17 protein-coding genes and 1 riboswitch are annotated in these 22,626 nt (G+C 35.9%); of the genes, 2 read left to right on the top strand and 15 right to left on the bottom strand.

Annotated elements, in window-relative coordinates; translation table 11 throughout:
* Positions 1 to 15: 15 nt before the first annotated feature.
* The 15 genes from CRO56_RS17420 to CRO56_RS17350 all read right to left on the bottom strand — a co-directional run bounded on the left by CRO56_RS17420 (position 16) and on the right by CRO56_RS17350 (position 17,982).
* Positions 16 to 1,251 carry an MFS transporter gene (locus tag CRO56_RS17420; protein ID WP_097159906.1) on the bottom strand — a complete coding sequence of 412 codons (1,236 nt, stop codon included), beginning with the start codon at positions 1,249 to 1,251 and terminating at the stop codon, positions 16 to 18.
* A gap of 22 nt (positions 1,252 to 1,273) precedes the next feature.
* A complete protein-coding gene (locus tag CRO56_RS17415) occupies positions 1,274 to 3,457 on the bottom strand; it encodes an insulinase family protein (protein WP_097159905.1) in 2,184 nt (727 codons plus the stop codon).
* A complete protein-coding gene (locus tag CRO56_RS17410) occupies positions 3,423 to 4,361 on the bottom strand; it encodes an NAD-dependent epimerase/dehydratase family protein (protein WP_097159904.1) in 939 nt (312 codons plus the stop codon). Before CRO56_RS17410 ends, CRO56_RS17415 begins: the two co-directional genes overlap by 35 nt.
* A complete protein-coding gene (locus CRO56_RS17405) occupies positions 4,358 to 5,461 on the bottom strand; it encodes a pyridoxal phosphate-dependent aminotransferase (protein WP_097159903.1) in 1,104 nt (367 codons plus the stop codon). The genes CRO56_RS17410 and CRO56_RS17405 overlap by 4 nt, the downstream gene beginning before the upstream one ends.
* A 23-nt stretch (positions 5,462 to 5,484) precedes the next feature.
* Complete coding sequence (locus tag CRO56_RS17400) at positions 5,485 to 6,168, bottom strand: O-methyltransferase (RefSeq protein WP_097159902.1); 684 nt, start codon at positions 6,166 to 6,168, stop codon at positions 5,485 to 5,487.
* Complete coding sequence (locus CRO56_RS17395) at positions 6,165 to 6,749, bottom strand: NAD(P)H-dependent oxidoreductase (protein WP_097159901.1); 585 nt, start codon at positions 6,747 to 6,749, stop codon at positions 6,165 to 6,167. The genes CRO56_RS17400 and CRO56_RS17395 overlap by 4 nt, the downstream gene beginning before the upstream one ends.
* 6 nt (positions 6,750 to 6,755) lie before the next feature.
* Positions 6,756 to 8,606, bottom strand: a complete 1,851-nt coding sequence (locus tag CRO56_RS17390) for a tetratricopeptide repeat protein (protein WP_097159900.1) — start codon at positions 8,604 to 8,606, stop codon at positions 6,756 to 6,758.
* Positions 8,607 to 9,121: 515 nt separating this feature from the next.
* Positions 9,122 to 9,979, bottom strand: a complete 858-nt coding sequence (locus CRO56_RS17385) for a glycerophosphodiester phosphodiesterase (RefSeq protein WP_097159899.1) — start codon at positions 9,977 to 9,979, stop codon at positions 9,122 to 9,124.
* Positions 9,980 to 10,271: 292 nt separating this feature from the next.
* Entirely contained in the window at positions 10,272 to 11,195 is a 924-nt protein-coding gene (locus tag CRO56_RS17380) for a metallophosphoesterase (RefSeq protein WP_097159898.1), read from the bottom strand.
* A gap of 108 nt (positions 11,196 to 11,303) precedes the next feature.
* Positions 11,304 to 11,882, bottom strand: a complete 579-nt coding sequence (locus tag CRO56_RS17375; RefSeq protein WP_179714331.1) for a class I SAM-dependent methyltransferase — start codon at positions 11,880 to 11,882, stop codon at positions 11,304 to 11,306.
* A 125-nt stretch (positions 11,883 to 12,007) separates the two neighbouring features.
* The gene (cls, locus tag CRO56_RS17370) at positions 12,008 to 13,456 is read right to left on the bottom strand and encodes a cardiolipin synthase (protein WP_097159896.1); all 1,449 of its coding nucleotides are present in this window, start codon (positions 13,454 to 13,456) and stop codon (positions 12,008 to 12,010) included.
* Positions 13,457 to 13,484: 28 nt separating this feature from the next.
* Positions 13,485 to 14,063, bottom strand: a complete 579-nt coding sequence (locus tag CRO56_RS17365) for a lysophospholipid acyltransferase family protein (protein WP_097159895.1) — start codon at positions 14,061 to 14,063, stop codon at positions 13,485 to 13,487.
* 117 nt (positions 14,064 to 14,180) lie between these two features.
* Complete coding sequence (locus tag CRO56_RS17360; RefSeq protein WP_097159894.1) at positions 14,181 to 15,452, bottom strand: MFS transporter; 1,272 nt, start codon at positions 15,450 to 15,452, stop codon at positions 14,181 to 14,183.
* Between the two features lie 199 nt (positions 15,453 to 15,651).
* The gene (locus CRO56_RS17355) at positions 15,652 to 16,440 is read right to left on the bottom strand and encodes an HAD family hydrolase (protein ID WP_097159893.1); all 789 of its coding nucleotides are present in this window, start codon (positions 16,438 to 16,440) and stop codon (positions 15,652 to 15,654) included.
* A 219-nt stretch (positions 16,441 to 16,659) separates the two neighbouring features.
* On the bottom strand, positions 16,660 to 17,982 hold the full coding sequence (locus tag CRO56_RS17350; protein WP_097159892.1) for a TrkH family potassium uptake protein: 1,323 nt from the start codon (positions 17,980 to 17,982) through the stop codon (positions 16,660 to 16,662).
* A gap of 185 nt (positions 17,983 to 18,167) precedes the next feature.
* Positions 18,168 to 18,316, bottom strand: a riboswitch (cyclic di-AMP (ydaO/yuaA leader).
* Between the two features lie 317 nt (positions 18,317 to 18,633).
* Between CRO56_RS17350 and CRO56_RS17345 the strand changes: the two genes are divergently transcribed.
* Positions 18,634 to 20,856, top strand: coding sequence for an alpha-galactosidase (locus CRO56_RS17345; RefSeq protein ID WP_097159891.1), 2,223 nt, complete (start codon positions 18,634 to 18,636; stop codon positions 20,854 to 20,856).
* A gap of 304 nt (positions 20,857 to 21,160) precedes the next feature.
* Entirely contained in the window at positions 21,161 to 22,483 is a 1,323-nt protein-coding gene (locus tag CRO56_RS17340) for a M14 family zinc carboxypeptidase (protein ID WP_097159890.1), read from the top strand.
* Positions 22,484 to 22,626 lie beyond the last annotated feature (143 nt).

The raw sequence follows: 22,626 nt of genomic DNA, 5'->3' as shown, positions 1-22,626 counted from the left end.
TTTCTTTAAATTAGATTAAAAATGAGTCGATTCATAAACAGCTTGTGGCGATGATTTTTTATTTATACTTCTGTACCAAAAATATGAAAGTAAACCGGTGGTAGCAAAAACGTAAATAGCTATGATCGTAAAAGCTACAAATAACGAGGATGCTGACAATATACCTCCAACGATTAAGAATGCAAAAGCATCCGCAATGTTACCTATACTAGATCTTACTGCCATCACCTTTCCTAACATATTATTTGGAGTCATTACTTGTAATAATGTAGTCATTGTTGTGCCAGAAATTGTACTGCCAAATCCAATTATGACCGCTGCTATAATAATGCTCTCTATCCCACTTGCAATACCTAAAAGAAAAAAAGCGATCCCTCTGATGCCATATCCCGTAAAAATCCAGATTACTGGCCTTTTGACCTTCCTAGATGCCAACCAAAATGAAGCAATCGTAGATGCCAGGGCGATAACGGATAATACATAACCAAACATACTGTCACTTGAAATATCTATAGCACTTAAAATTTTGGGAATCCCCAGTTGGGTTACACCAACCCCAACTAACAATTGAGTTGCAAAAGCAATCATTATAATTGCTATGGGTTTGTTTTCAATACTAATAAATTTAATGCCATTCCAAGCATCTGTTAAAATCGATGTTTTATGACTCCCAGAGTCATTTTTAGTTTCAGGGAATTTTATAAAGTAGATAAATAGAGCTGATAAGAAATAGGTTAAACTGTCAATATATAAGAGCTGTGAAACATTAAAGTTAAATATTAATAGAATCCCGCCAAGTGTTGGACCCAGCATCATTCCTAAATTCTGAGTGGAACCTATATATGAATTTACTTTGTTAAGATCTTTCATGTCATCTACGAGCAGAGGTACACTTGCTTGATTTGCCGGATGAAAAAAGGCTCTTAGCGTTGTAATTAAAAAGCTGACAATGACTATTTGTTGTATTGTTAATATATTTAAATCATATGCGATTGGTATGGAAATCGATAAAATCCCACGCAAAATATCAGATAAAATCATAAGTTTTTTCCGATCAACACGATCGCTAATAACGCCTGCAAAAATACCTATGAAAAAGTAGGGTATGATAGAAGTGAAAAGGATGGCTCCCGCTCCAAAAACGGAATCTGTATATTCAAAAGACAACAACGTCAGTGCTAAAGTATATATGGCCGTACCAAATATAGAAGTTGCATCAGCAGCCCAAAGCAATTTGATGTTCCGATTCATGTTCTTCCCCCTCGTAACTTTTTCATTTGGTGAAAAAAATCTCAGTTAATTTTTCTAACATGAGTTCATTTATAAATTCTTTAAAATCTAGATTATTAGTCATAACTGGCGGGGAGTACTGGCCCATCCTGTCGATATCTCTGCTTAATTGTAAAATTGAACTATGTTTTTTGGGATTAAAATACACCCACATATCTTTAAACCATTTTTCAACTTCATCAGCATATTTCCCCAGATAAATAATCCATTCCCTCACAGTATCTTTGAATAAAAATGTATGACTAGGGTCACATTGAATTCCCCAAAAAATATATAATTTATTGTTATCGGATATTAAACTTTGCACTATTCGATAGGAAAGGCCGTTCTTCCGGACTAAACTTTCTAAGGTTGGAAAAGCAGTATTCGTTCCAAAAGCAGCTTCTTGAAGAATTAATGAAGATAAAGATTGTTTCGGTAAATGACAGATGATTGCAACCCCATGGAACCTGGCTTTTATAGTCCTTTTTTCTATAATATTCCTTTCAGGTAACAGAAAAGCTTTATTTTCATTAATGGGGAAATTTTCAAAATAGCCTTCATCGATAAATGAATCTTCTGGAGTAACAATACTTATACCGATGAGATTCGCTTTATCTTTTTTGGGTGTAGTTTTTAAGGCTTTAGTAATCCTTCTTTTCATTTCAATTTCCAGATTTATCATAAACTTTTCTTCATTAATCTTAGAATCGTATCTTTCATGATCCCACTTAAAGGCTAATGAATTTATAATTGACTCCTTCATGCTTTTTTCCTCGAAAAAAGAAATATGGTAAAGAGTATGCCAACCTTCATATCTAACATTTTCTAAGGTTCCTCTTATTGAAATCTCTGATGGAAGCTCATTTGGTAATAAAAGCCTTCCAATTCCCTTACAATCTATGCGAAATAGCACGTGATATCTTTTTGTCAGCGGGGAAGAACAAGCTGTATAGTAAAGACTACCTTTTCTTCCTATATATATAGAAGGATTATTCTTCTCTTTTATCTTTTGTTTCTCTTTTGTATTATCTGTTACTTTAAATAGATTTTTCTCTTTTAGGGTTGTCATGTTTAAATAGTGTAAGGGAAAATAGCTTATCTTATTTTGCGGATTGTGTAATAGATAAAGGCCATGATTTGTAAGAATATGATTCATAATAACTTTTTGAACTTCTTGAGTCTCTTCTAGTGTTAAAAGAGGCTGATGATCTAAGGAGTTCCGATAAGCTATTCTCGTTTGTAAATCTTCTGATAATCGATGCTCATGTACAAGTATCTTAACTAAAGCTTTATTAAATTCTTCTAAACTTATTAAGGGTTTCAGATTTGAAATGATTTTTTCAATACTATCCTTATCCGCTTTGTTAGAGATTGAATCTATTGTTAAAATTCCGCCATGTTCATAAAGATTAATCCTAAGGTTAAAAATAATCTCAGGATTTAATTTTTTTATCCTAATATCCCATATGTTCTTTACTATATCAACATGATGTCGGACAGTTTTGTTTAAGTTTAAATACCATCCTCCGCCTATAAAGGGAATTTTCATATCTATTGGGAGGGAAGTCTCTCCTCTGCCAATTGTTAAAGGATGAATTTGACTAGTATCATTTGAATATGATTTTCTAATAATGCTTGAATTATTAATACAATCAATTAGATAATCTTTTTTCCAAGGACCTATAATATTAATAGATACAGGAATACTATAATACTCTATCCCTCTTTCTAACTCAATTTTATCAATCTGGGAAATTTGTCTTTCACTGCCTAATATAGATTTTCCATATCCCTTACCGTTAAAAACAAGAGATTGAAGGTATTCCAAAGCCTTATTCCTAGGATTTAAATTGAATTGTTCAATTTCATTGATTATCGTATTTCTTTCTTGCTCTAATATTTTACCATCAATTGAGATTTGCCAATTTAATTTAAAAATAGAATCTATGTTTTCCTCTGGAATATAGAAATAGTAATTGGTTTCATCCCGTTGCGTTTGAGCTGTTAACTTCCCTTTCTGAAAATTATGGGCAGAACAAAAAATATGCTCCAAAAAATGGGCAGACCCCGTGGGAAGTTGATCATTGGCTGCACCAATTAGGAAGTTTATATTCACGATTCCAGTATGTAAGGCAGGAAGTGATTCAATATTAATTTCTGTTCGCTCTAATACATATTTTTCCATAGTACTCCCCTATATACTTTAAAGTTCTTTTAAGATTGTATTTTGGAGAAAAATTATAATCTTTAATAGCTTTATTTATCGGTAATGGCTCGCTAGTCTTTGAGAAAATATCATTCCTATTTCTGTATGTATAATTCTTATGGAAAATTTTCTTTAATTCTATTACAAGTTCCCTTCCATCTGTTACTTTGCCGGGACCGAGATTTACAATATCAAGACATTTTCCTTTTTCTAGGTTATTTACAATAAAACTAGATAAATCTCTAACATCTAAGAATTCATTTGGACTATATAAAGCATCATCTAACTCCACCTGTTGATCATTAGATCGAATCACTTTATTTAATGCACTACTCATCCAATTACCACTTAAATTGGGATTGGGGCCAACTGTACCACAAGCTCTTATTACTAGTACTCTACAGTTCGTATACTGAGCAATTGTTTTTACAATTTGCTCATTATATAACTTTGTTATGCCGTAACTGGAGTATGGGGCTGGGAGGCTTTCTTCTGTTCTTTCCTCACTAATACCATAAACACCAAGTGAACTGATATATACCAAATTATCGATGAAATGTCTAAACAATGCAGTCTGGATCGATAACATTAATTGGCTTTCATTTAATATCGCTGCTCCTGAATGTTTTTTAAAGGAAGGATGCAGGGAGCCGGCCGCTATTACTATATTTTTAATATGATAGTAGTTAATTATGTTTGATAAATCTTCATAATTCGTAATTGCTCTTTCTATCGTCTGATCACCTTTAATCGAAGTAATCGAATTCATATAACTAAGATCAATTCGATGGGCTAGTATTATAAAATTTCCTTTTCTTTGATTAACGATTTCCCGTGCTACATGAGCTCCTATTAACCCGCCTCCAATAATTAAAGTGGTCATTCATAAGTCTCCTTTAAGCCTTTTTGGTCTGCATAAACATGTTCAACTCTTTGTAAAGCTTCATGAAATATATCATCTTCAACCCCTGCATTTAGCCGAACAATCGATGCACTTTCTTTGCCGAAGGCCATCCCGGGCATTAATTGTAAATTTGCCTTTTCCCTAACAATTGTTGTGAAATGTGCAGAATCTATTCCTAAATCTTTTGTATCTATACAGATATAAATTCCGCCATCTGGGAAATAAAATGGTATATCCTTCTCCCGAAAAAAAATTACTGCATTATTTAAGCGCTTTTTTACTTTTTGAGACAGGTCATGTGGGTAATCAGGTAGTGATTCAATTGCATACTTAGCAATTTCTTGACCAATCCAAGAGACAGACATCCCCGAATTCCAATGAACCTCCCTTAATCCCTCAATAATTTGTGGATGAGCTATTACACAACCCACTCTAATACCGGCTAGCCCATAAGATTTGGAAAAGCTATAAATAAAAATAGTTTGATTTGGGATAATTTCACTCGGACTAGTTACTGCAACCGCGCCGTTAAATTCTCGATAGACCTCATCCGTAATACATAAGGCTTTATATCTTTTACATAATTCACACATTTCCTCAACCACATAGCTAGGCGCTATAAATCCGAGGGGGTTGTTAGGATTATTCCAGATCAATGCTCTTATTCCGCTTTTAAATCCCTCTTCTATTTGCTGAATTGTAAGATTCCAGTTTTTTTCGGGACCAATATGATATTCAGTCAATTGTACACCTAATTGAGCAGCTGTTTTTCTATATAAAGGGAAACCTATATTGGGGATAAGTAATCTTTTATTAGAAATTAAATAATACACTGATGTTAAAGCCATTGATGCTCCTGCCGTTACTAATACTTGACTTAATTGCAGTTTATTTTGATATAGAGGTTGAAAGTGATCAAGTATGGCCCTGCGTAATTCATAAATTCCATAAGGGCTTGTATAGCCCTGCCACTCCTCCAAAACTTTAGAGGAGGTAAATTTTCTCAATTTTTCACTTGGCCCGCCTTTTATTTCTCCAAGTGATAGATTAATTAAAGACAAGTCACTTACATTTATCATAATGAAAGCAAGCTCCTCTACATTTAATAAATAGTTCTGCTAATACATAAACCACACTGATCAATCGGCAATGTTACGGAGACAGAAAATCTGTGCTTATCTTCAATACGTTCATTATATTTTTTAAAATCTTCGGAGAATTTTTCAACGACAGGGTCATGTGCCAAAACTAACGCTCCCGGTTTCAGCTTGCTATACCAAGTATCCAAAAGAAGAGCATAATCAGACTTCGAACCATTTTTCTCAACATCGATAAAAATTAAATCAATGCTGGAATCTTCAAATTCCTTAATCCCGGAAAACGCATCAGCACTTTTGATTTGAACCCAATCAAGATCAATATTCTTTAAATTATTTTTAGCACCTTCACATGCTTCTTTATTTATATCAAAGCCAACCACTTTACCTTTTTCGAAATGATTCATTCCACCTGCTAGCCAGAAAACAGCGTAACCGAAATAGCTTCCTAATATCACTATATTTTGGACGTTGCTGCTTGAGGGTATGGCAAATAACATCCGTTCCATGATAGGTGAAATAGTAGTAGACGGTACATGTATCTTGCCGACTAACCCTTTCTTAAATTGATGAAATTTTTCGCTTTGAAAATGGGTATCCGAATAGAGAACATTATGCTGTACTAGCTTGTCTACTATTTGACTGACTTTAATATCAATTGGTTGCATTGTAATTGGCATTTTATTCATACTACATACTCTCCTGAATTTAAAGCAATATTTTTTCCAAGGTTATATAAATCAGTAACTAAATTTTTTTGTTCTTTTACGCTTAAGTTTCGTAAATTTCCTACCATTATTTCCTTTCGAAGGACGTTAGCACCCATGGAAGTAAAAGAATTACGCAATTGGGATGCCCCATGAACAGCATCCGCAAATTCAGCCCCTACGACAATTAAAGATACTTTCTTCCCAATCAATAATTCTTTTTTCTCAGGGAAATCATACAAAGGACCACCAATAATATTGATCGCGTTAATTACAGCCCCTGCAACTGATTTCCAATAGGAAGGTGCAGAGATAATAATATGTTCTGCTTCAAGCATTGAATGATATAAGTCATCTACATGTTCATTTAGATATTCTTTCGTATCTCTTCCGTCAAAAAAGGGTAATTTCAAATCGCGTAAATCGAGAACCTTATATTGACCATAATTATAATCATCAAATGCTTTCTTTACGATATTAAGTAACTCACGTGCAGCAGATTTACTATCTTTGCCTGGTCCAGGTTTCATACTTCCACAAACTAATAAAGTCTGTTTTCCCATTTCCTATCAACTCCTAGTCAAAATTTTCCTCATTTTTTCAGTACTGCTTTCCTTACTGTTTCTGATTAGATATTCGTTCATGTCTATTTCAGGCACAGCTTCAAGGTCAACAGAAGGATGGTATGACGAGAGTTTTGTTTTTGGATGACGCAAAGGCTTTTTAAAAATGATTTCCCTCAATAGAGGGGTTTCGTTTTTAAAAAATTCAGAAATATCTTCAGATAAATTTCCATAAAAATTAGCACAAATAGCTTTTAAAGTGGTAATATTTTCATCCAATTTCCCTTCCAACGCGCTTGCACGTAAATAACCTTTCATATGCTCTTCAATTTGGGTATATTCTCTAAGAATGAAAGAAATTTTTAAACCCTCACTGAAGAATTTAACTGCTTCCCCATAGTTGCCTATATCTAAATTTACATACCCTAATGCATATACTATACTTTCTGAATCAAGTCTATCTTTCTGGGACAAGGCGGTCTGATAGGATTTTTTCAGGTAATGAACACCTTCTTCAATTTGACCAGCCTTCCAAGATAGCATTCCTGTTCGATAAAGATACCCTGTTTCATCACCTATTAATTTAGTAAATGCGGATTTCCAGAATTCCACAGCACTCTTATAATCTCTGCGAATCTCTAATAAAAAAGTTATGTTAGACATTAAATTATATTTTAAATAAAGAGATGCACTATCTTTTTGATTTTTAATTAAAGCTAATGCTTCCAGTTCTCTTTTCAGAACACTGTCATAAAGGTTATTTTTTTCTTCTCCTTCAAATTTACTTGCAGCAACAGTTTCCATAAAACTCATTCCATTAAGAATCCAGCCTTTTTCGAGTCGATTGATTGTATCTGACTCATCTACAAATTTTAATGCTTCCTCATAATGAGTACGGGCAATGTCCAAATTATAAAATCGCTTAACCGCCAATAATGCTGCCAAACATTCTATATGAGCTCTTTTTGGACCATGGTCTTCGTATTTTAAAGCTTCTTGGAATGCAGAATAAGCAGCCTCATATAAACTTAAGTTAGCATGCACCAAACCAATTATCCTGAATATTTCTTCTGTTTTCATTTTCCCGGGTATTAAAACCCGATCGCAAGCTAAAAAAGCGTTTTCGTAGTTTTGAGTAATAAGTGCAATCGCAGCATCAGACATAAGTCCATTTTCTGTCCCTAAAAAATGATAATCAGAAAAATCAATTTGGTTTTTTATATCTCCAACAATCAGCGGTTTCTGCTCTGCTAACAATCTCTTAAATATTCTCGTTCTCGCTACAGAAATACTTTCAACCATATTAAACGGATCATTCAATTCAAATTTGGAAGGGACATCCCCAGTGAATCCCAGTATTAGTTTAAATTTAGAAGGGGATAAAAGTTTAAAAATTCTATGTAAAACTCTTAAGGATGGTCGATCGATCCATTCTGAAGAATTTATAACGATGATAAGCTTTTTTCCTTGGCTTAAAAAAATCTCATCAACCATCTCGACTATTTTTTCAGCCACTTGATCAATTAATTTGGAAGTAGCACTGGATTCCCGGCTAATCCTGCGAATGATGCTGTAGATAACGGAGTCTGAACTCATATCCATCCTTTTCCAAGAATTCATTAAATGTTCAAATGCAAAATCAACCTCATCCATCTTTTCCGTTTTTTCGGAATATATAGTTCCCATTTGCTTAAGAAGCTGACCAATCGTGTAATATGGCAAAAAAGATCGATCATTTACTTGAAAATTGAAAATGATCCCATTTGTATCTTCCACTGCACTATTGTTTATCTCCTCCATTCCTCTTATCCAAATAACGGAATGATCGGATAACTGAGAGAGTAAATAGGCATTCATCTAATTTCCCTCCAATACTATAAAAAGTATTTTTTTATGTAAAAGAATGATAATCTCATAGCAAAATAGGGGAAAAGGGACACAAGAAAATGTCCCTTTTTTCTTAGCCCTATTAAATAGGGTTATTGGTAAATTACCATTTTACAACTAATTGAGCCGCTTCGATTTCTTCAGCAGTAACAACTTCAGATTCTTCGCTTAAATCTTCTAAGAATTTCAAAAGATCTTGGTTCATTTTGCCTAACCTCCTTTCATTTAATGTAAGATTATGTAAAATCTTGGTTGTTTTCAGAATTTTATATCAAATTACGTAAAGGCGCAATACATAATTAGAAAAAGGATACTTTTTTACCATCATAAACCAATTAAGTAATATTATACCTAATTCTTTTGTCCTTAAGTTTAAGAAAAAAACATCGTACTAAAGAATTAAATTGCATTCCAAATGAGTAAAATTCAAAATCAAAAAACCCGGTTAAAAATTAACCAGGTTTTTGATTTAGTTTGCACTATATTTAATTATTTTTCACCGGATGCGGATAAACATATTCAGGAAAGTCAGTGATAATCCCATCCACGCCAAGCTCAAATAAGCGGTCTGCTTGTTCTTGTGTACGGACTGTATAAGCCCAGATATCCATTCCCGCTGCATGAACACGATCTACAAGTTCAGGTGATAAAATAGTCATTGTTGGATTAAAATAATCGGCATATACGGCAAACTCCGCGAGCTGTTCATCTGTTACATTAGCCCAGTTGGCCCCAAGAAGTACACCATGAGGAATTTCGGGTAACAATTCTTTTGATAGTTTCATAGATTCATGATTAAACGATTGGATGATAATTTTATTGTTATCTGGAATGTCCATATTGCGTTCTTTCAAAGCTTCTGCCACTTTTCCTTCGATACCCGGGTATAGTTCAGGGGATTTAAGTTCTATTAATATACCAACCTTACCGCGGAATTCATCGATTACCTCTTCAAAAGTAGGAATTGGTTCGCCCGCAAATTCTTCGCTAAACCAGCTGCCCGCATCTAATTGTTTCAGTTCTTCGAGCGTATAATTTCCAACCCAGCCTGTTCCATCAGTCGTACGATCTAAGGTTGTATCATGGAGAATGACTAACTCCCCATCCTTTGACATTTGCACATCAATTTCAATGTAATCGGCTTTCATCTCAAAGCCCTTTTGAAATGCAGCCATCGTATTCTCCGGAGCATGTCCCGACGCACCACGATGTGCAACATTCACTACCTCTTTTTGTTTCCCCATAGAAGTTAGTTCACCTTCCCCTTCTGCAGCAAAGGCAGACACTGAAAACAATACCGTAAAACTGATTGCCATGATAAAGGTGGAAAATAGACGTTTCATTAACTAATCCTCTCCCTTTTTCTTTTTTCACCTTTACTATAGCGGTAAAATATAAAGTTACATTTACAGGAATATAAAGATAAGATTAACAAAAATAGGAAATTAGTAGAGGGTTCGAAAGTCCTTAGGTTGAGAAGCTGAGAGGTTACTTATTAAATTAATAAATTAATTAATGGGCTATTGGGGATTATTTATCAAGAAAAATTTCAATAAACAAAAAGAGTATGTGCAATACGTAATATCGCCATAAAAGAATTTAACCGGCCGTTAAGGAAGGTGGAACTTTTGGTGATTAAGCTTTGCCAAAATTCCCCTGATAGATACTTTGCTGGATTTCATAGCTTTGCTGCTGATATTGTAAACTGTCCGACAAAGCCTTTTCCTTTTGTATTTTGTTTAGAGACAGTTGGTGAACTGTGATTTCAGGACGACTTCCAATCCGTATGTTAATAGATGTTTGTCCTAATCCTTCACTTATATAAAACGGTTTTTCATCATAATACAGCAGGCCTTTGATCATATTCATTCGCATCATTGTCCGACCAAGTTTCGCCAGATGATATGGCTTTGGCCAGTGAATCTGTCCGCCATGGAAGTGGCCAGAAAGAAGATAATCATAATGGTAGTCTTTCATGTTCAAAACAATGTTAGGATCATGGGTTAATACTAAATTATATCCTTCTTTTAGACCGGAAAATGATTTTCGAAGGTCACTTCTTTTTGTATAAAAGTCATCAACCCCGATAATATTGACCCGTTTTCCTTCGAAAAAGATAGACTCATGTTGATTCTGGAGTATCTTGCAGCCATACTTCTCCAATACATCCCTCAGCATTTCAAAATCCTTCTGATTTAACACGTAATCGTGATTTCCAAAAACAACATATATTCCACATGGTACATTTAAGCGCTGTAATACTTTTAAATAAGGAATAAGTTTAGGAATCGTGCGTTTTTTATCCAGGAAGTCGCCTGTAAGAGCAATTAAGTCAATTTTTTCATCCGCCAACTTATTGTAAAGCTGTTCAGGCAAAATAGAAATTTTTTCAATATGCATATCCGAAATTTGTAAAATATGTAATAAGGAATCCTGTTGCTGATGAGAATCTAAAGTTGGCAACTTAACTTTATTTAAAACAGCTTTTTGAGTATTTTTGTACGCCTTATAGAGAATAAGCAAAGTGCTGATGAACAGAATCAAGTAAAGTGCTTTCATTATATTTCCTCCCGGTGTAATAGAGCAGCCAAAGCGTATTATTAGAGTAATGAATGGCGATTCTGACATGGAGATAACTCATCTTAATAGCCCAATTCATAAAGGAAACTAGAGAAATGCAGAAAAATACAATTCATTATATAAAAAGCATTTTTTATATTTTTTTATCACATTGTACTGAAAATCTTGGTTAGTAAAGTAATGAAGATAATCTTCCTCATTTTGAATGTAATCACCTTTATCATTATGTTTCATGAACCAATTACTGATCGGGGATCTTTCAAAATAACAAGGCTCAATCACGACAATCTTGCCTTGCGGCTTTAAAATTCTTTTGAACTCCTTAATATAACAAGGGATCATTTCTGGATGAATATGATGCAATACAGCAACAACTAAAATAAAATCAAAGCTATTGTCCCTCACCGGAAGTTCGTTCCCCGTAAATGCCATAAAACGATAGTCATTGTACATACGTTTTGCAAAGTCAATTCTGTGTGAGTCCGGGTCAATCCCAAGGTAATGTTCAGGTGAACATAAGGTACAGTTAGCCCCGGTACCTGCTCCAAAATCCAATACATTTTTACCTGAAAAATCAAAGTGCTGCTTAACATGATTGTGAATATATAGATTTGTCATCCACTTTGGCCGAATAATTGAGTGATAAATTCTTGGTGTTAACTGCAAATAGAAGCACCTGCACTTTTTTAGAAACTTTTCAACAATTTCCGTTTTATTATGTTCCGAGATAAAAAGGTCATACATCAGACTATATGGAAAGGTTTAGCAAATTATTGTATTCTGCAGTACCTTTATAAGATAGGAGATAACAACCTAGATATCGATTCTTTCAAACGTACCCCTATTGGACTTTGCTGATATTCTTCAAGGGTGAGTTCCTTAGATACTTTTACATCCTCTTGAAATGTTTTAGTCAGTTTTTGTGCAATTCCCTTATCATATAGAAAGGCATTCACCTCAAAATCTAATTTGAAGCTTCTTATATCAATATTCGCTGTTCCTACAGATGATATTTCTTCATCTATAATCATGGTTTTGGCATGAATAAAACCATTTTTATAGATATAAACCTTTGCCCCAGCCTTAAGTAATTCACCAATATAAGACAGGGTTGCCCAATATACAAAAATGTGATCCGGTCTATTAGGAATCATAATATTAACCTCGACGCCAGTTGAACATGCAATCCGAAGGGCATCTAATAAACTCCTGTCTGGAACAAAATAAGGGGTTTGGATGAGGACGGATTTTTTTGCAGATAAGATCATTTTAATATAACCATTTTTGATGTGTTCTAATTCTGAATCAGGTCCGCTTGTAACAACTTGTATTCCTACATTCCCTTGAGAAATACCTTCAGGAAAGTGATTGGGATCATAAGTAATCTTGTGGTTTTGGGATGTATGGTTCCAATCGAGAATAAAACGAGTCTGAATCGCATGTACAGCTGTACCCTGCATCCTTAAATGTGTGTCTCGCCAATATCCAAATTTCGGATCCTCCCCTAGATATTCATTGCCAACGTTAAAGCCTCCTAGAAACCCGATTTTTCCATCTATAATAACTAACTTGCGATGATTCCGATAATTCAACCGCAGATTGAAGAAGTGCAATTTGGAAGGAAAAAAGACCTCCGCTTCACCGCCAGCTTCACGAAACTCTTTAAAAAATCGTTTCGTTAATCCTCTTGAACCCACATCATCATATAAAACCCTTACTTTAACCCCTTCTTTTACCTTTTTGGTTAGAACTTCTATAAGTTTTTTGCCGAGCTGATCGTTTTTAATCATATAGTACTCTAAATGAATATGGTCTTTTGCAGCTTCTATATCCTGAAATAGCCTGCCAAACTTCTCATGACCATCCGTAAACAATTCAACCGAATTATCTTGAGTTAAAACAGCATCATTGTTCAATAAATTCATAAATATTAATTCTCTGCTTTTTCGGGTAGCTTGATTGCAAAATTCAAATTGGCGGGAACTTAGCTGGGCCAGTTGATTTCTTTTCATTTTTTCAATTTCGGTCTTTTTAAGGTCCTCCCATTGAAAGAGCTGATAGCGGCTAAGGTTTTGCCCCAAAAGAAGATACAAGACAAAACCAAGTAAAGGAATAAAAAATAGAACCAATAACCAGGCCCATATGGTACAAGGATCTCGTCTTTCACGAAAAATAATAAGAATCGCGAAAAAAATATTTAATACAATAACTAGCCCGAGTAATAAAGAAGTAATATGCATATGGAATCCTCACGAAAAAGTACCTATTTTATTGAATACTATTTCCTAGCTCTCTAATTCGATCCATAATAGCTCCAGAGAGGGAAGAGTAATCTGAGTATTCAAAGGAGGTAACTGATATTTGCGATCCAATCACAATTTTAACTGGAATTCTAAACCCTTTTTTTACCCCGATAATTGAAATAGGCAGGATAGGCGTATCTGTTTTAGAGGCTAAAAATGCAACCCCTTTTTTAGGTTGAACGATTTCTCCGTTTTTACATCTTTTCCCCTCTGGAAAAATTCCGAACATCTCTCCATTATTAATAACTCTTAAAGCCTTTCGGACTGGTCTTATAACGATACCGCTAGTCCGGTCTACAGGGATGGCGTAGACGGCCGTAAAAAACCAGTGTAAAAAGCGATTTCGAAAAAGTTCGGCTTTGGCCATAAAATATATTTTTCTTTTTAAAAGACACGAAAGGAGAATGGGGTCATAGTTACTCACATGATTAGCAGCTATAATAAATGCATGATTATTAGGCATATGTTCCCATCCAATGATTTCAATCTGAAATTTCAAGCGTATCCATAACTTTGCGATTGGTTTTAGTGCATAATAGAGCATTCGGTCCACTCCACATTTCTAGAATACCTCTATTATTTTTGTTTATTACTCCTCTTTCATACCTGAAATTTCCGCATTGATGACTTTTAGCACTTTCTCTCATTAATCATGAGATATTTATAAGCCCGTCTCCTTATAAACAGGGATTTGAATCCTTTGGGATGCCGCTTCTTGTTTCCAAAGCCATTTCCCAAGAATCACTCCGATTAATCCGATTCCACAAACGATAAAACCACTTGTTTTAATAATGGTCGATGCGCCTAATGTTTGTACTAAAATCCCGCCCGTAATCGGCGCGATGATCACAACAATACTTAACAATGAGTTTGTAATTCCAAACACACGGCCCACCATTTCCTTTGGAGATTGCTTTTGGAGGGCAAAGTTAAAAGAGACCATCCAAAGTCCATTGCCCAAACCAACCAATAATCCAAACAGGGCCGGCAACCATAACGACATGCCTTCAGTGATAAACCCCGCACCCGCAAACCCAATTCCAATCAAGCTAAGACCCCCGCCAATCGCCCAGCCATATTGAAATTTTTTGAAACGATTCATCCAAGCGATGGTAATGATGGATCCTACTCCAGTGGTACTCATTAACATTCCAAACACCACTGGATCTTCCATATTTACAGAACGCAAAAGGACAGGGAATTGAAAGTCAACCAGCTGAATACCCATCATTCCAAAAAATGCAAAGAAAATCGTATTAAGAATGAATCGGTTTTTCGATACAAATGTCCATCCTTCCTTCCAAGCTCCCGTAAAACTGGCCTTTTCTTGATCATCCTTTTCTTGCGTAGATTTTTCATTTTCTTTTATATGACGCATCGTAAACAAAATCAGGCCAGAAACGAGACTGCTGACGGCATTAATCATAATACAAATTTGAGGCGAAAAAACGGAAACGATAAAAGCGCCGAGCAGCGGACCAACAATTTTTCCAGAGTTATTTACAATTTGGTTATAGGAAGTCGCTTTTAACAATTGATCTTCGCTTACCACATGCCGGGTCAAGGCCTGTGCTGCCGGGGAACTAATCAGCCCTATCGTTGAACGTAAAAATAATAGAGGAAGCACCCAATAAATGTGATCAGCTAAGGCTAATAAACCCGTTAAGATGGCACTGATGAAATCAGACGCCATCATGAGATTCACTTTCCGGCACCGATCCGCAAGGACACCTGCGAAGGATCCGAATACTATACCAGGCAATGCAAAACAAACCGGGATCAGGCCAATTAAAGCAGGATCCGTATTCCATCCATAGGCAACCAGAACTGAAATCGCAAGGATGTCGAACCAATCACCATATATAGAAATAGAAGAAGCAAGAAACAATTTCACATACGTTTTATTTTTAAATAGGGGTATAGAACTCTCCATTGGATCGTCCTCCTGTCGTTTGTTACCCTCATCATATTCCTTCCATGGGAAAGACTTAACATACGGCAGGTGGAACTTTAATCATCCTGCAGACGGAGACAAGGCAATAAAAAATGAGAGGTTTTACCCTCTCAAATTATTAAATGTATAGTTCTAAAATTTGGATAAAACTAATCATACTCTTGACCATTCTAATCAGCTACTTAACCAAGCCCAACGTTTTTAATCCGTTAAAAATACCTGAATCTGTTACTGATGTTGTTATATGCTTAGCGTATTGAAATAAATCAGGATGAGCGTTCCCCATCGCAAAGCCTTCTCCCACACATTCCATCATTTCCTTATCATTCATTCCATCACCAAATGCAATCGATTGTTCTTTCGGGATGTTTAAGAAGTCAAGTACCTTCTTAACGGCAACACCCTTGTTCACATTTGTCCGAATAATATCATACGCATGCTCCGCCCCTTCTGCATGTACCTGTGAAAGACGAATGTTCTCATCCAATTCATAAAGTGGCACCTGCGAAGAAGCAGTTACATTCATCACTGTCATTCCTAAAATTTGATTGATAACAGTATTAGTAAATAAAGCATTTTGGGTGAGGTCAAATAACTTGTTGAAATTCTGAACTAATGGATGATCTAAAGCTGTATAATAATTTTTTTGAGATGTATACATGACCATTTCGTGATCATATGCTTTTGCTATTTCTAAAAATCTTTTTATATGTTTTGCCTCCATTGGTTCCTCAAGGATTTTTTTATTTTTATACACCGCATAAGCCCCATTATAGCCAATAAAGGAATCAATATTTAATTCATGGGCCAGCTCATTAATTTCGTGCAGGGGCCGGCCGGTTGCAATAAAAACGTCAATCCCTTGTTTTTTTATTTGTGAAATAGCATCCCTTGTTGATTCAGAATAAGTATGGTCAGGCTGCAATATGGTTCCATCTATGTCTAAAAATAGAATTTTGTATGTCATACCTTTACTCCTTTTACTCTATTTTAAAAATCATGAATCGGTTTATAATGTTTCTAATTCATTCAGTATACCACCTAAGTTTTAATAATTTATTGAAAAATATTTACAATCTATTTCTATATAAACATTCTTTAATAGAATCATAAACAAAACAAAGGCACGATCCATTTAATCGATCGTGCCTTTGTTGGGTTTGCACATATGATGCTGTCGAAATGGTTACCCAGTTAAAATATCTTCTTTTGGATATTTAAAGTTCACATGACTCTTTTTCGCTAATGAAAACACTAAAGTAAGCGGTCCGAGTTTTCCTATAATCATGACTAAAATGATTACCAATTTTCCGACTGAAGAAAGTGCACCTGTTATCCCCATAGAAAGCCCCACCGTACCAAATGCAGATACTACCTCGAAAAGGATTTGAATAAATGGCGCATCTTTTTCTGATATGCTTAAAATAAAGAGCGCGGTGAATATGACTAAGATACTAATCATGGAAATCGCTAAGGATTTGAAAATAGATGTCCGATCAATAGATCTTCTAAATACTTTTATTTCATCTCGTCCCTTTATAAATGTAACAACAGCAAGAATAATCACGATAAATGTGGTAAGTTTGATTCCTCCCGCTGTAGACGCACTGCCTCCCCCAATAAACATTAAAAGAATTGTAAAAATAATTGAAGGGTCTTCCATACTTCCGATGTCAATCGTATTAAATCCAGCGGTTCGGGGTGATACTGCTTGAAAGAAAGCTCCGAATATCTTTCCGCCAGCAGAAAGGTTACCAATCGTATCAGGATTATTATATTCCAAAGCAAAAATGACGATAATAGCAATCGTATTGATACAAACAGTACCAACAATCATTAATTTTGAATGCAGGGATACGGCCTTCCAGCTCTTTTTGTAATATAAATCCGCTAACACGGTAAAACCTAAACCACCAATAATAAATAGACAAGAGATTACTATATTAACAGCTGGATCAGCTACATACCGCATTAAACTATCAGACCAAATCGAAAATCCCGCGTTATTAAAGGCTGATATCGAATGAAAGACACTATAATAAATCCCTTTTCCCCATCCATATTCAGGAACCCAATTAATGGCTAAAAGAATTACGGCAAATCCTTCAACGATGGCTGAAAAGATAAACAAATTTAAAACAAGACGAATAACTCCTCCGATAGAAGTCTGATTCAGTGCTTGTTGTAATATGATTCTTTCTTTAAATTTAATTTTCTTGCCTAACATAATAAAAATCAATACCGCAAAGGACATGATTCCTAATCCGCCGATCTGAATCAGACACATTATGACAATTTGGCCAAACAAGGTATAGGCAGTGCCTGTATCCACAACAGCTAAACCTGTTACAGTCATGGCGGACGTTGCCGTAAATAATGCATCCAGCCATGAAACCGATTCAGTAGTTGCAAAAGGCAATTGTAACAGGGCCGTTCCAAATAAAATAAATGTCACAAATATGGTTATTAAAAGTCTTGTAGGATTTATTTGTTTAGATAGAAAACCCATATATTTCTCCTTTTAATAATAGGCATAAAAATAGCGACTGAGATTCCCAGTAGAACTTGCATGAATATCGGATTCATCGCTTTAGAACAGAATTCAGCGCTGTAAGGTACTATTTCATTTTTTTACAATTAGAAAAAGACCACAAGGAACTAAGCCTGTGGTCATTTACTTTTTGATCACAAGTATCATCCTCTCCCAATACGCTTACGAGGTTAGCTGTCGGATTTGGGTTATGGAAGTAACCCTTCCTTCTAATTAAGGATTCACCCCGAGTAGATTAAATCTACGCAATTGGGTCCCCCGCTCCATTTTTCGGATTAAGCGATAAAGAATATTGATTTCATGAGAGTAATATTACTCCTCGAAATTTTGGTTGTAAAGCCCCTTTTTCCAGTCAAAAATCAGCAAAAATGATTTAAAATTTTTAGTAGCAAAGTAATTCACATCTCATTTTTTCTAAATCAATCGAACATTTCCTATTCTTCTCATCCTTTACATTATGTTTACAATCATTATTATCGCAGCCCTACAGCTGAAGAAATTATATTGAGGAGGTGCGCAACCAACTCCATAAACTGTTCCCCTGTAATAACACTACTATTGATGAATAAAATATTTATATATTTTTATAGCCGCAAGGAGCTGTCATGTATGCCTATTTTTTTCAATCAAAAGACGAGAGAATTTCATTTACAGGCGAAAAATGTCAGCTATATTTTTACCGTGCTTGAAAATAATCAATTAGGGCACATCTATTACGGTCGCAAGATTACACATCGGGACTCGTTCTTACACCTATATACGATTCAGAAAAAAACGTATACGGCTACTGTTTTTGATGACGATTTAACCTTTTGTTTAGACACGATTAAACAGGAGTTTCCCTCTTATGGAACCACTGATTTTCGCGAGCCTGCTTATCAGATTTTGCTGGAGAACGGAAGCCGTATTACTCAATTCGAATATAAAGGCCATCGTATCTATCAAGGAAAGCTAAAGCTTGATGGATTGCCTGCCACGTATGTGGAACAGGAAAAGGAAGCCACTACTTTAGAAATTTACCTTTTTGATCCATTAATTGATGCTGAAATCATTCTCCAATACACAGTGTTTGAACAATTCAATGCGATAGCCAGAAATGCAAAATTTATCAATCATGGGAAAGAAAATTTAATTTTAACAAGGGCTATGAGTGCAAGCGTTGACTTCTTTGATGCTGAATTTGAAATGGTGCACTTATCTGGGTCATGGGGCAGAGAGAGATATGTAAGAACAAGAAAGCTTTCGCCTGGGATCCAGAGCATTTCCAGTACGAGAGGAACGGCAAGCGGAGCAGGGCATAATCCGTTTATTGCATTGAAGCGGCCAGGTACAAATGAACACCAAGGAGATGTATTTGGATTTAGCCTGGTATATAGCGGAAATTTTCTCGTACAGGTGGAAGTAGACCCGTATGATGTTGCCCGGGTCAGCATCGGAATCAATCCGTTTGACTTTCATTGGCTGCTTGAAAGTAAACAGAGTTTTCAAACCCCTGAAGTAGTTCTCGTGTACTCCAGCCAAGGGATGAACGGTATGAGTCAAGTCTACCATTCCCTTTACAGGACAAGGCTGGCAAAAGGAATCTGGCGGGATAAAGAGCGGCCTGTCTTAATCAATAATTGGGAAGCCACTTATTTCAAATTTAATGAAGAAAAGATCCTAGAAATCGCCAGGGCTGCCAAAGAGCTTGGCATCGAATTATTCGTATTAGATGATGGATGGTTTGGTCAGCGTACTAATGCTAAAACTTCTCTTGGCGATTGGGTTGTTAACAAAAGCAAGCTTCCAAATGGAATCACTGAACTAGCCAAAAAAATAAGAGATTTAGGACTATATTTTGGGTTGTGGTTTGAACCGGAAATGGTTTCAAAGATAAGCGATTTGTATAAAAAGCATCCCGACTGGATTATTCACGTACCGAACCGAAAACCCTCACAAGGCAGAAATCAGTATGTCCTTGATTTTTCCCGCCAGGAAGTTGTCGACTATATCTATCATGCTATGGTCAAAATCCTGGATAAAGCCCCTATTTCCTATATTAAATGGGATATGAATCGGTATATGACGGAAATTGGATCTGCCAGACTGCCTGCTAATCGGCAATTTGAAGTTGCCCATCGTTATATTCTGGGGGTGTACAAATTGTATGAAAGGCTAACCGCCGAATTTCCCGACATCTTATTTGAATCATGCGCGGGCGGCGGAGCACGGTTTGACCCTGGTATGCTCCACTATGCCCCGCAAACGTGGACGAGTGATGATACAGATGCGATGGAACGATTAAAAATTCAATACGGAACATCGCTGGTTTATCCCTTAAGTTCGATGGGAGCGCATGTTACGGCGGTTCCGAACCATCAAGTTGGCAGAATTACAAGCATTGAAACAAGAGCAAATGTTGCTTATTTTGGCATCTTCGGTTATGAATTGGATGTAACAAAATTATCGGTAGAAGAAAAAGACAAAATCAAAAAACAAATCACTTTTTATAAACAAAACCGCTCGCTTTTTCAAAAAGGGACCTTTTACCGACTCCAAAGCCCTTTTGAGAAAGATGGAAATGTGACGAGCTGGATTGTCGTTTCTGAGGATCAAAAGGAAGCTGTGGCTTGCCGCTATCAGGTATTAGGAAAACCAAATGCACGCTACGAACGATTGGTGTTAAAAGGACTGCGCCCGGATTATAAATACAAAATTGAAGGCATTCCCAGTTTTTTTTACGGCGATGAGTTAATGAATGCGGGGATCTATTTGGATAATGTTGTCCTAGCGGGCAAGCTACAATATGGAGATTTTACCTCACAGATTTTTAAACTATCCAATTTAGCATAAAACTTGTTGAAATTTATTGATAAAACGAGGAACTGATGTTACATCATCTGGAAGAATACTAGGAATCCCTTCTTTTCTATCAGGCCTACCCCTATAAATGGGGAAAATATACTAGATTTTTTCTGAATAATCAGTAATATCGCTCTATATCAAATTTCTATTATTTATGTGAGAATTTCCATATAAAGGGGTTTTTCCCTATCAAAGGTTTGAAAGGAGGATGTTATAAAAAATAGATTTGTTTATTTTTTTAGCCATTTATTTAGCCTCCCTAAAATTCTGATAAACGAAAGGATGGTCGAAAATGAAAAAAACTCTAAAAGTTATCATTCCAGCAGCTTTTACTCTTTCAACAATCATGGGATCAACTGCTTTCGCTGAACCTCAGTCTAAACCGAACGGTCCTTATGTAGAGAATGAGCAAAACATCTCACTTTCAAGCTATATGAGCAATCAAGAATTATACGACACCTTAAAAAAGTTAGAGGAATCTTCAAACGGGAAAATGAAGCTTGAAATAGCCGGGTATTCTAATCAAACTTTGAATGGGTATTCAACTGAAGCTGCCAAAGGCGAACCCCTATATGTAGTGAAATTTGGTGATGCGGATCCTAATAAAAAAAGAATTCTGATTACGACTCAAATCCATGGAAACGAACAAATTGGGACTGAAGCAGCCATTGATATCATTCAAAAGCTTTCATCAGGCGGGAAAGAGGTAAATGACATCCTTGATAAAGTGTCGATATGGATTATGCCGCGGATTAACCCAGAGGGCGCGGACAATCAATATGAAGATAGTTGGTATCCGACCCGATACACACACCAAACGTGGGATCCATTAAAAATCGAATTGCCTGAAGGGACAGAAGCCCCTTGGTATTATAATGAAGACGGAAGTGAACGTGCTCAAAACAACAATGGCCGCATAGTCTATGGCATTCCTGGATATGATCAAAATCGTGATTATAATCCTAACCTAGATTTCAAAATTGAAGATTTAAATAAAGCTGAGGTAGCCAATTTCTTAAATAATCCATCAACCAATAACAGCAACTTCGGCGGATTTTATGTAACAGCAGAAGCAAGAACAGTGACAAGCGTATTTAAAGAATTTCAGCCGGATGTTTATGTGGACGTCCATCACCGCGGATTTAACACAGTTTCTGACGAAGACGATCGATCCGTTCCCGTGCAGTTAGCGGCCGTTGTAGCGACTGATTCTTATACGGATCCGTTTACTGGAAAACAGTATGAAGTGGATGAGGAAGCATTAAAGCTCGGAAAACAGGTGAATGCCTTATCATACTTAACATTACAAAGAGGCTTTTCTCATTTTGGCGCGATTCAAAAATATCCAGACGTAAATCTTCCGGGGACAGCGCTTGGAGCATTTGCGTTAAACGATGCAGCCATCATGTTAATTGAAATTAAAGGCCAAAGCCAAACACTAGGACAAAAGCAGAGCGGAATGCTTAAAGAAACTGTAAAAGCACCTCTTTATGAAGTGTTTAAAGGCTTAGCTGATGGTTCCATCCATACGATTGATCCGCAAATCTACGACGATATCCCACCATCCTCCAATCGTATTAGTGATCCGACAACAAGAGATGATGAAGGTTTTTAAAGGGTCCTCCTGAGTTTGCCTTAGAATCTTTTTGAAATTTAAAGAGCCGGCTATTAAGCTGGCTCATTTTTTTTCATTATAAACTAAATAAGCGAAAATCTGCTAAACTCCTCGCCTCTTATTTCCCCAAAGTACATTTGTTG

Origin of the sequence: Bacillus oleivorans (assembly GCF_900207585.1) — a bacterium.
In the GTDB taxonomy this organism is placed as follows: domain Bacteria; phylum Bacillota; class Bacilli; order Bacillales; family JC228; genus Bacillus_BF; species Bacillus_BF oleivorans.
The sequence above is the reverse complement of the archived record's forward strand: the minus strand, read 5'-3'. Positions and strand labels throughout refer to the sequence as shown.

Excerpts from the sequence above, each read along its gene's own strand:
- CRO56_RS17350 (WP_097159892.1), bottom strand. The coding sequence starts at position 17,982 with ATGGGTTTTCTATCTAAACAAATAAATCCTACAAGACTTTTAATAACC.
- CRO56_RS17355 (WP_097159893.1), bottom strand. The coding sequence starts at position 16,440 with ATGACATACAAAATTCTATTTTTAGACATAGATGGAACCATATTGCAG.
- cls (WP_097159896.1), bottom strand. The coding sequence starts at position 13,456 with ATGCATATTACTTCTTTATTACTCGGGCTAGTTATTGTATTAAATATT.
- CRO56_RS17345 (WP_097159891.1), top strand. The coding sequence starts at position 18,634 with ATGCCTATTTTTTTCAATCAAAAGACGAGAGAATTTCATTTACAGGCG.
- CRO56_RS17390 (WP_097159900.1), bottom strand. The coding sequence starts at position 8,606 with ATGAATGCCTATTTACTCTCTCAGTTATCCGATCATTCCGTTATTTGG.
- CRO56_RS17420 (WP_097159906.1), bottom strand. The coding sequence starts at position 1,251 with ATGAATCGGAACATCAAATTGCTTTGGGCTGCTGATGCAACTTCTATA.
- CRO56_RS17340 (WP_097159890.1), top strand. The coding sequence starts at position 21,161 with ATGAAAAAAACTCTAAAAGTTATCATTCCAGCAGCTTTTACTCTTTCA.
- CRO56_RS17415 (WP_097159905.1), bottom strand. The coding sequence starts at position 3,457 with ATGGAAAAATATGTATTAGAGCGAACAGAAATTAATATTGAATCACTT.
- CRO56_RS17385 (WP_097159899.1), bottom strand. The coding sequence starts at position 9,979 with ATGAAACGTCTATTTTCCACCTTTATCATGGCAATCAGTTTTACGGTA.
- CRO56_RS17410 (WP_097159904.1), bottom strand. The coding sequence starts at position 4,361 with ATGACCACTTTAATTATTGGAGGCGGGTTAATAGGAGCTCATGTAGCA.
- CRO56_RS17380 (WP_097159898.1), bottom strand. The coding sequence starts at position 11,195 with ATGAAAGCACTTTACTTGATTCTGTTCATCAGCACTTTGCTTATTCTC.
- CRO56_RS17405 (WP_097159903.1), bottom strand. The coding sequence starts at position 5,461 with ATGATAAATGTAAGTGACTTGTCTTTAATTAATCTATCACTTGGAGAA.
- CRO56_RS17395 (WP_097159901.1), bottom strand. The coding sequence starts at position 6,749 with ATGGGAAAACAGACTTTATTAGTTTGTGGAAGTATGAAACCTGGACCA.
- CRO56_RS17360 (WP_097159894.1), bottom strand. The coding sequence starts at position 15,452 with ATGGAGAGTTCTATACCCCTATTTAAAAATAAAACGTATGTGAAATTG.
- CRO56_RS17365 (WP_097159895.1), bottom strand. The coding sequence starts at position 14,063 with ATGCTCTATTATGCACTAAAACCAATCGCAAAGTTATGGATACGCTTG.
- CRO56_RS17400 (WP_097159902.1), bottom strand. The coding sequence starts at position 6,168 with ATGAATAAAATGCCAATTACAATGCAACCAATTGATATTAAAGTCAGT.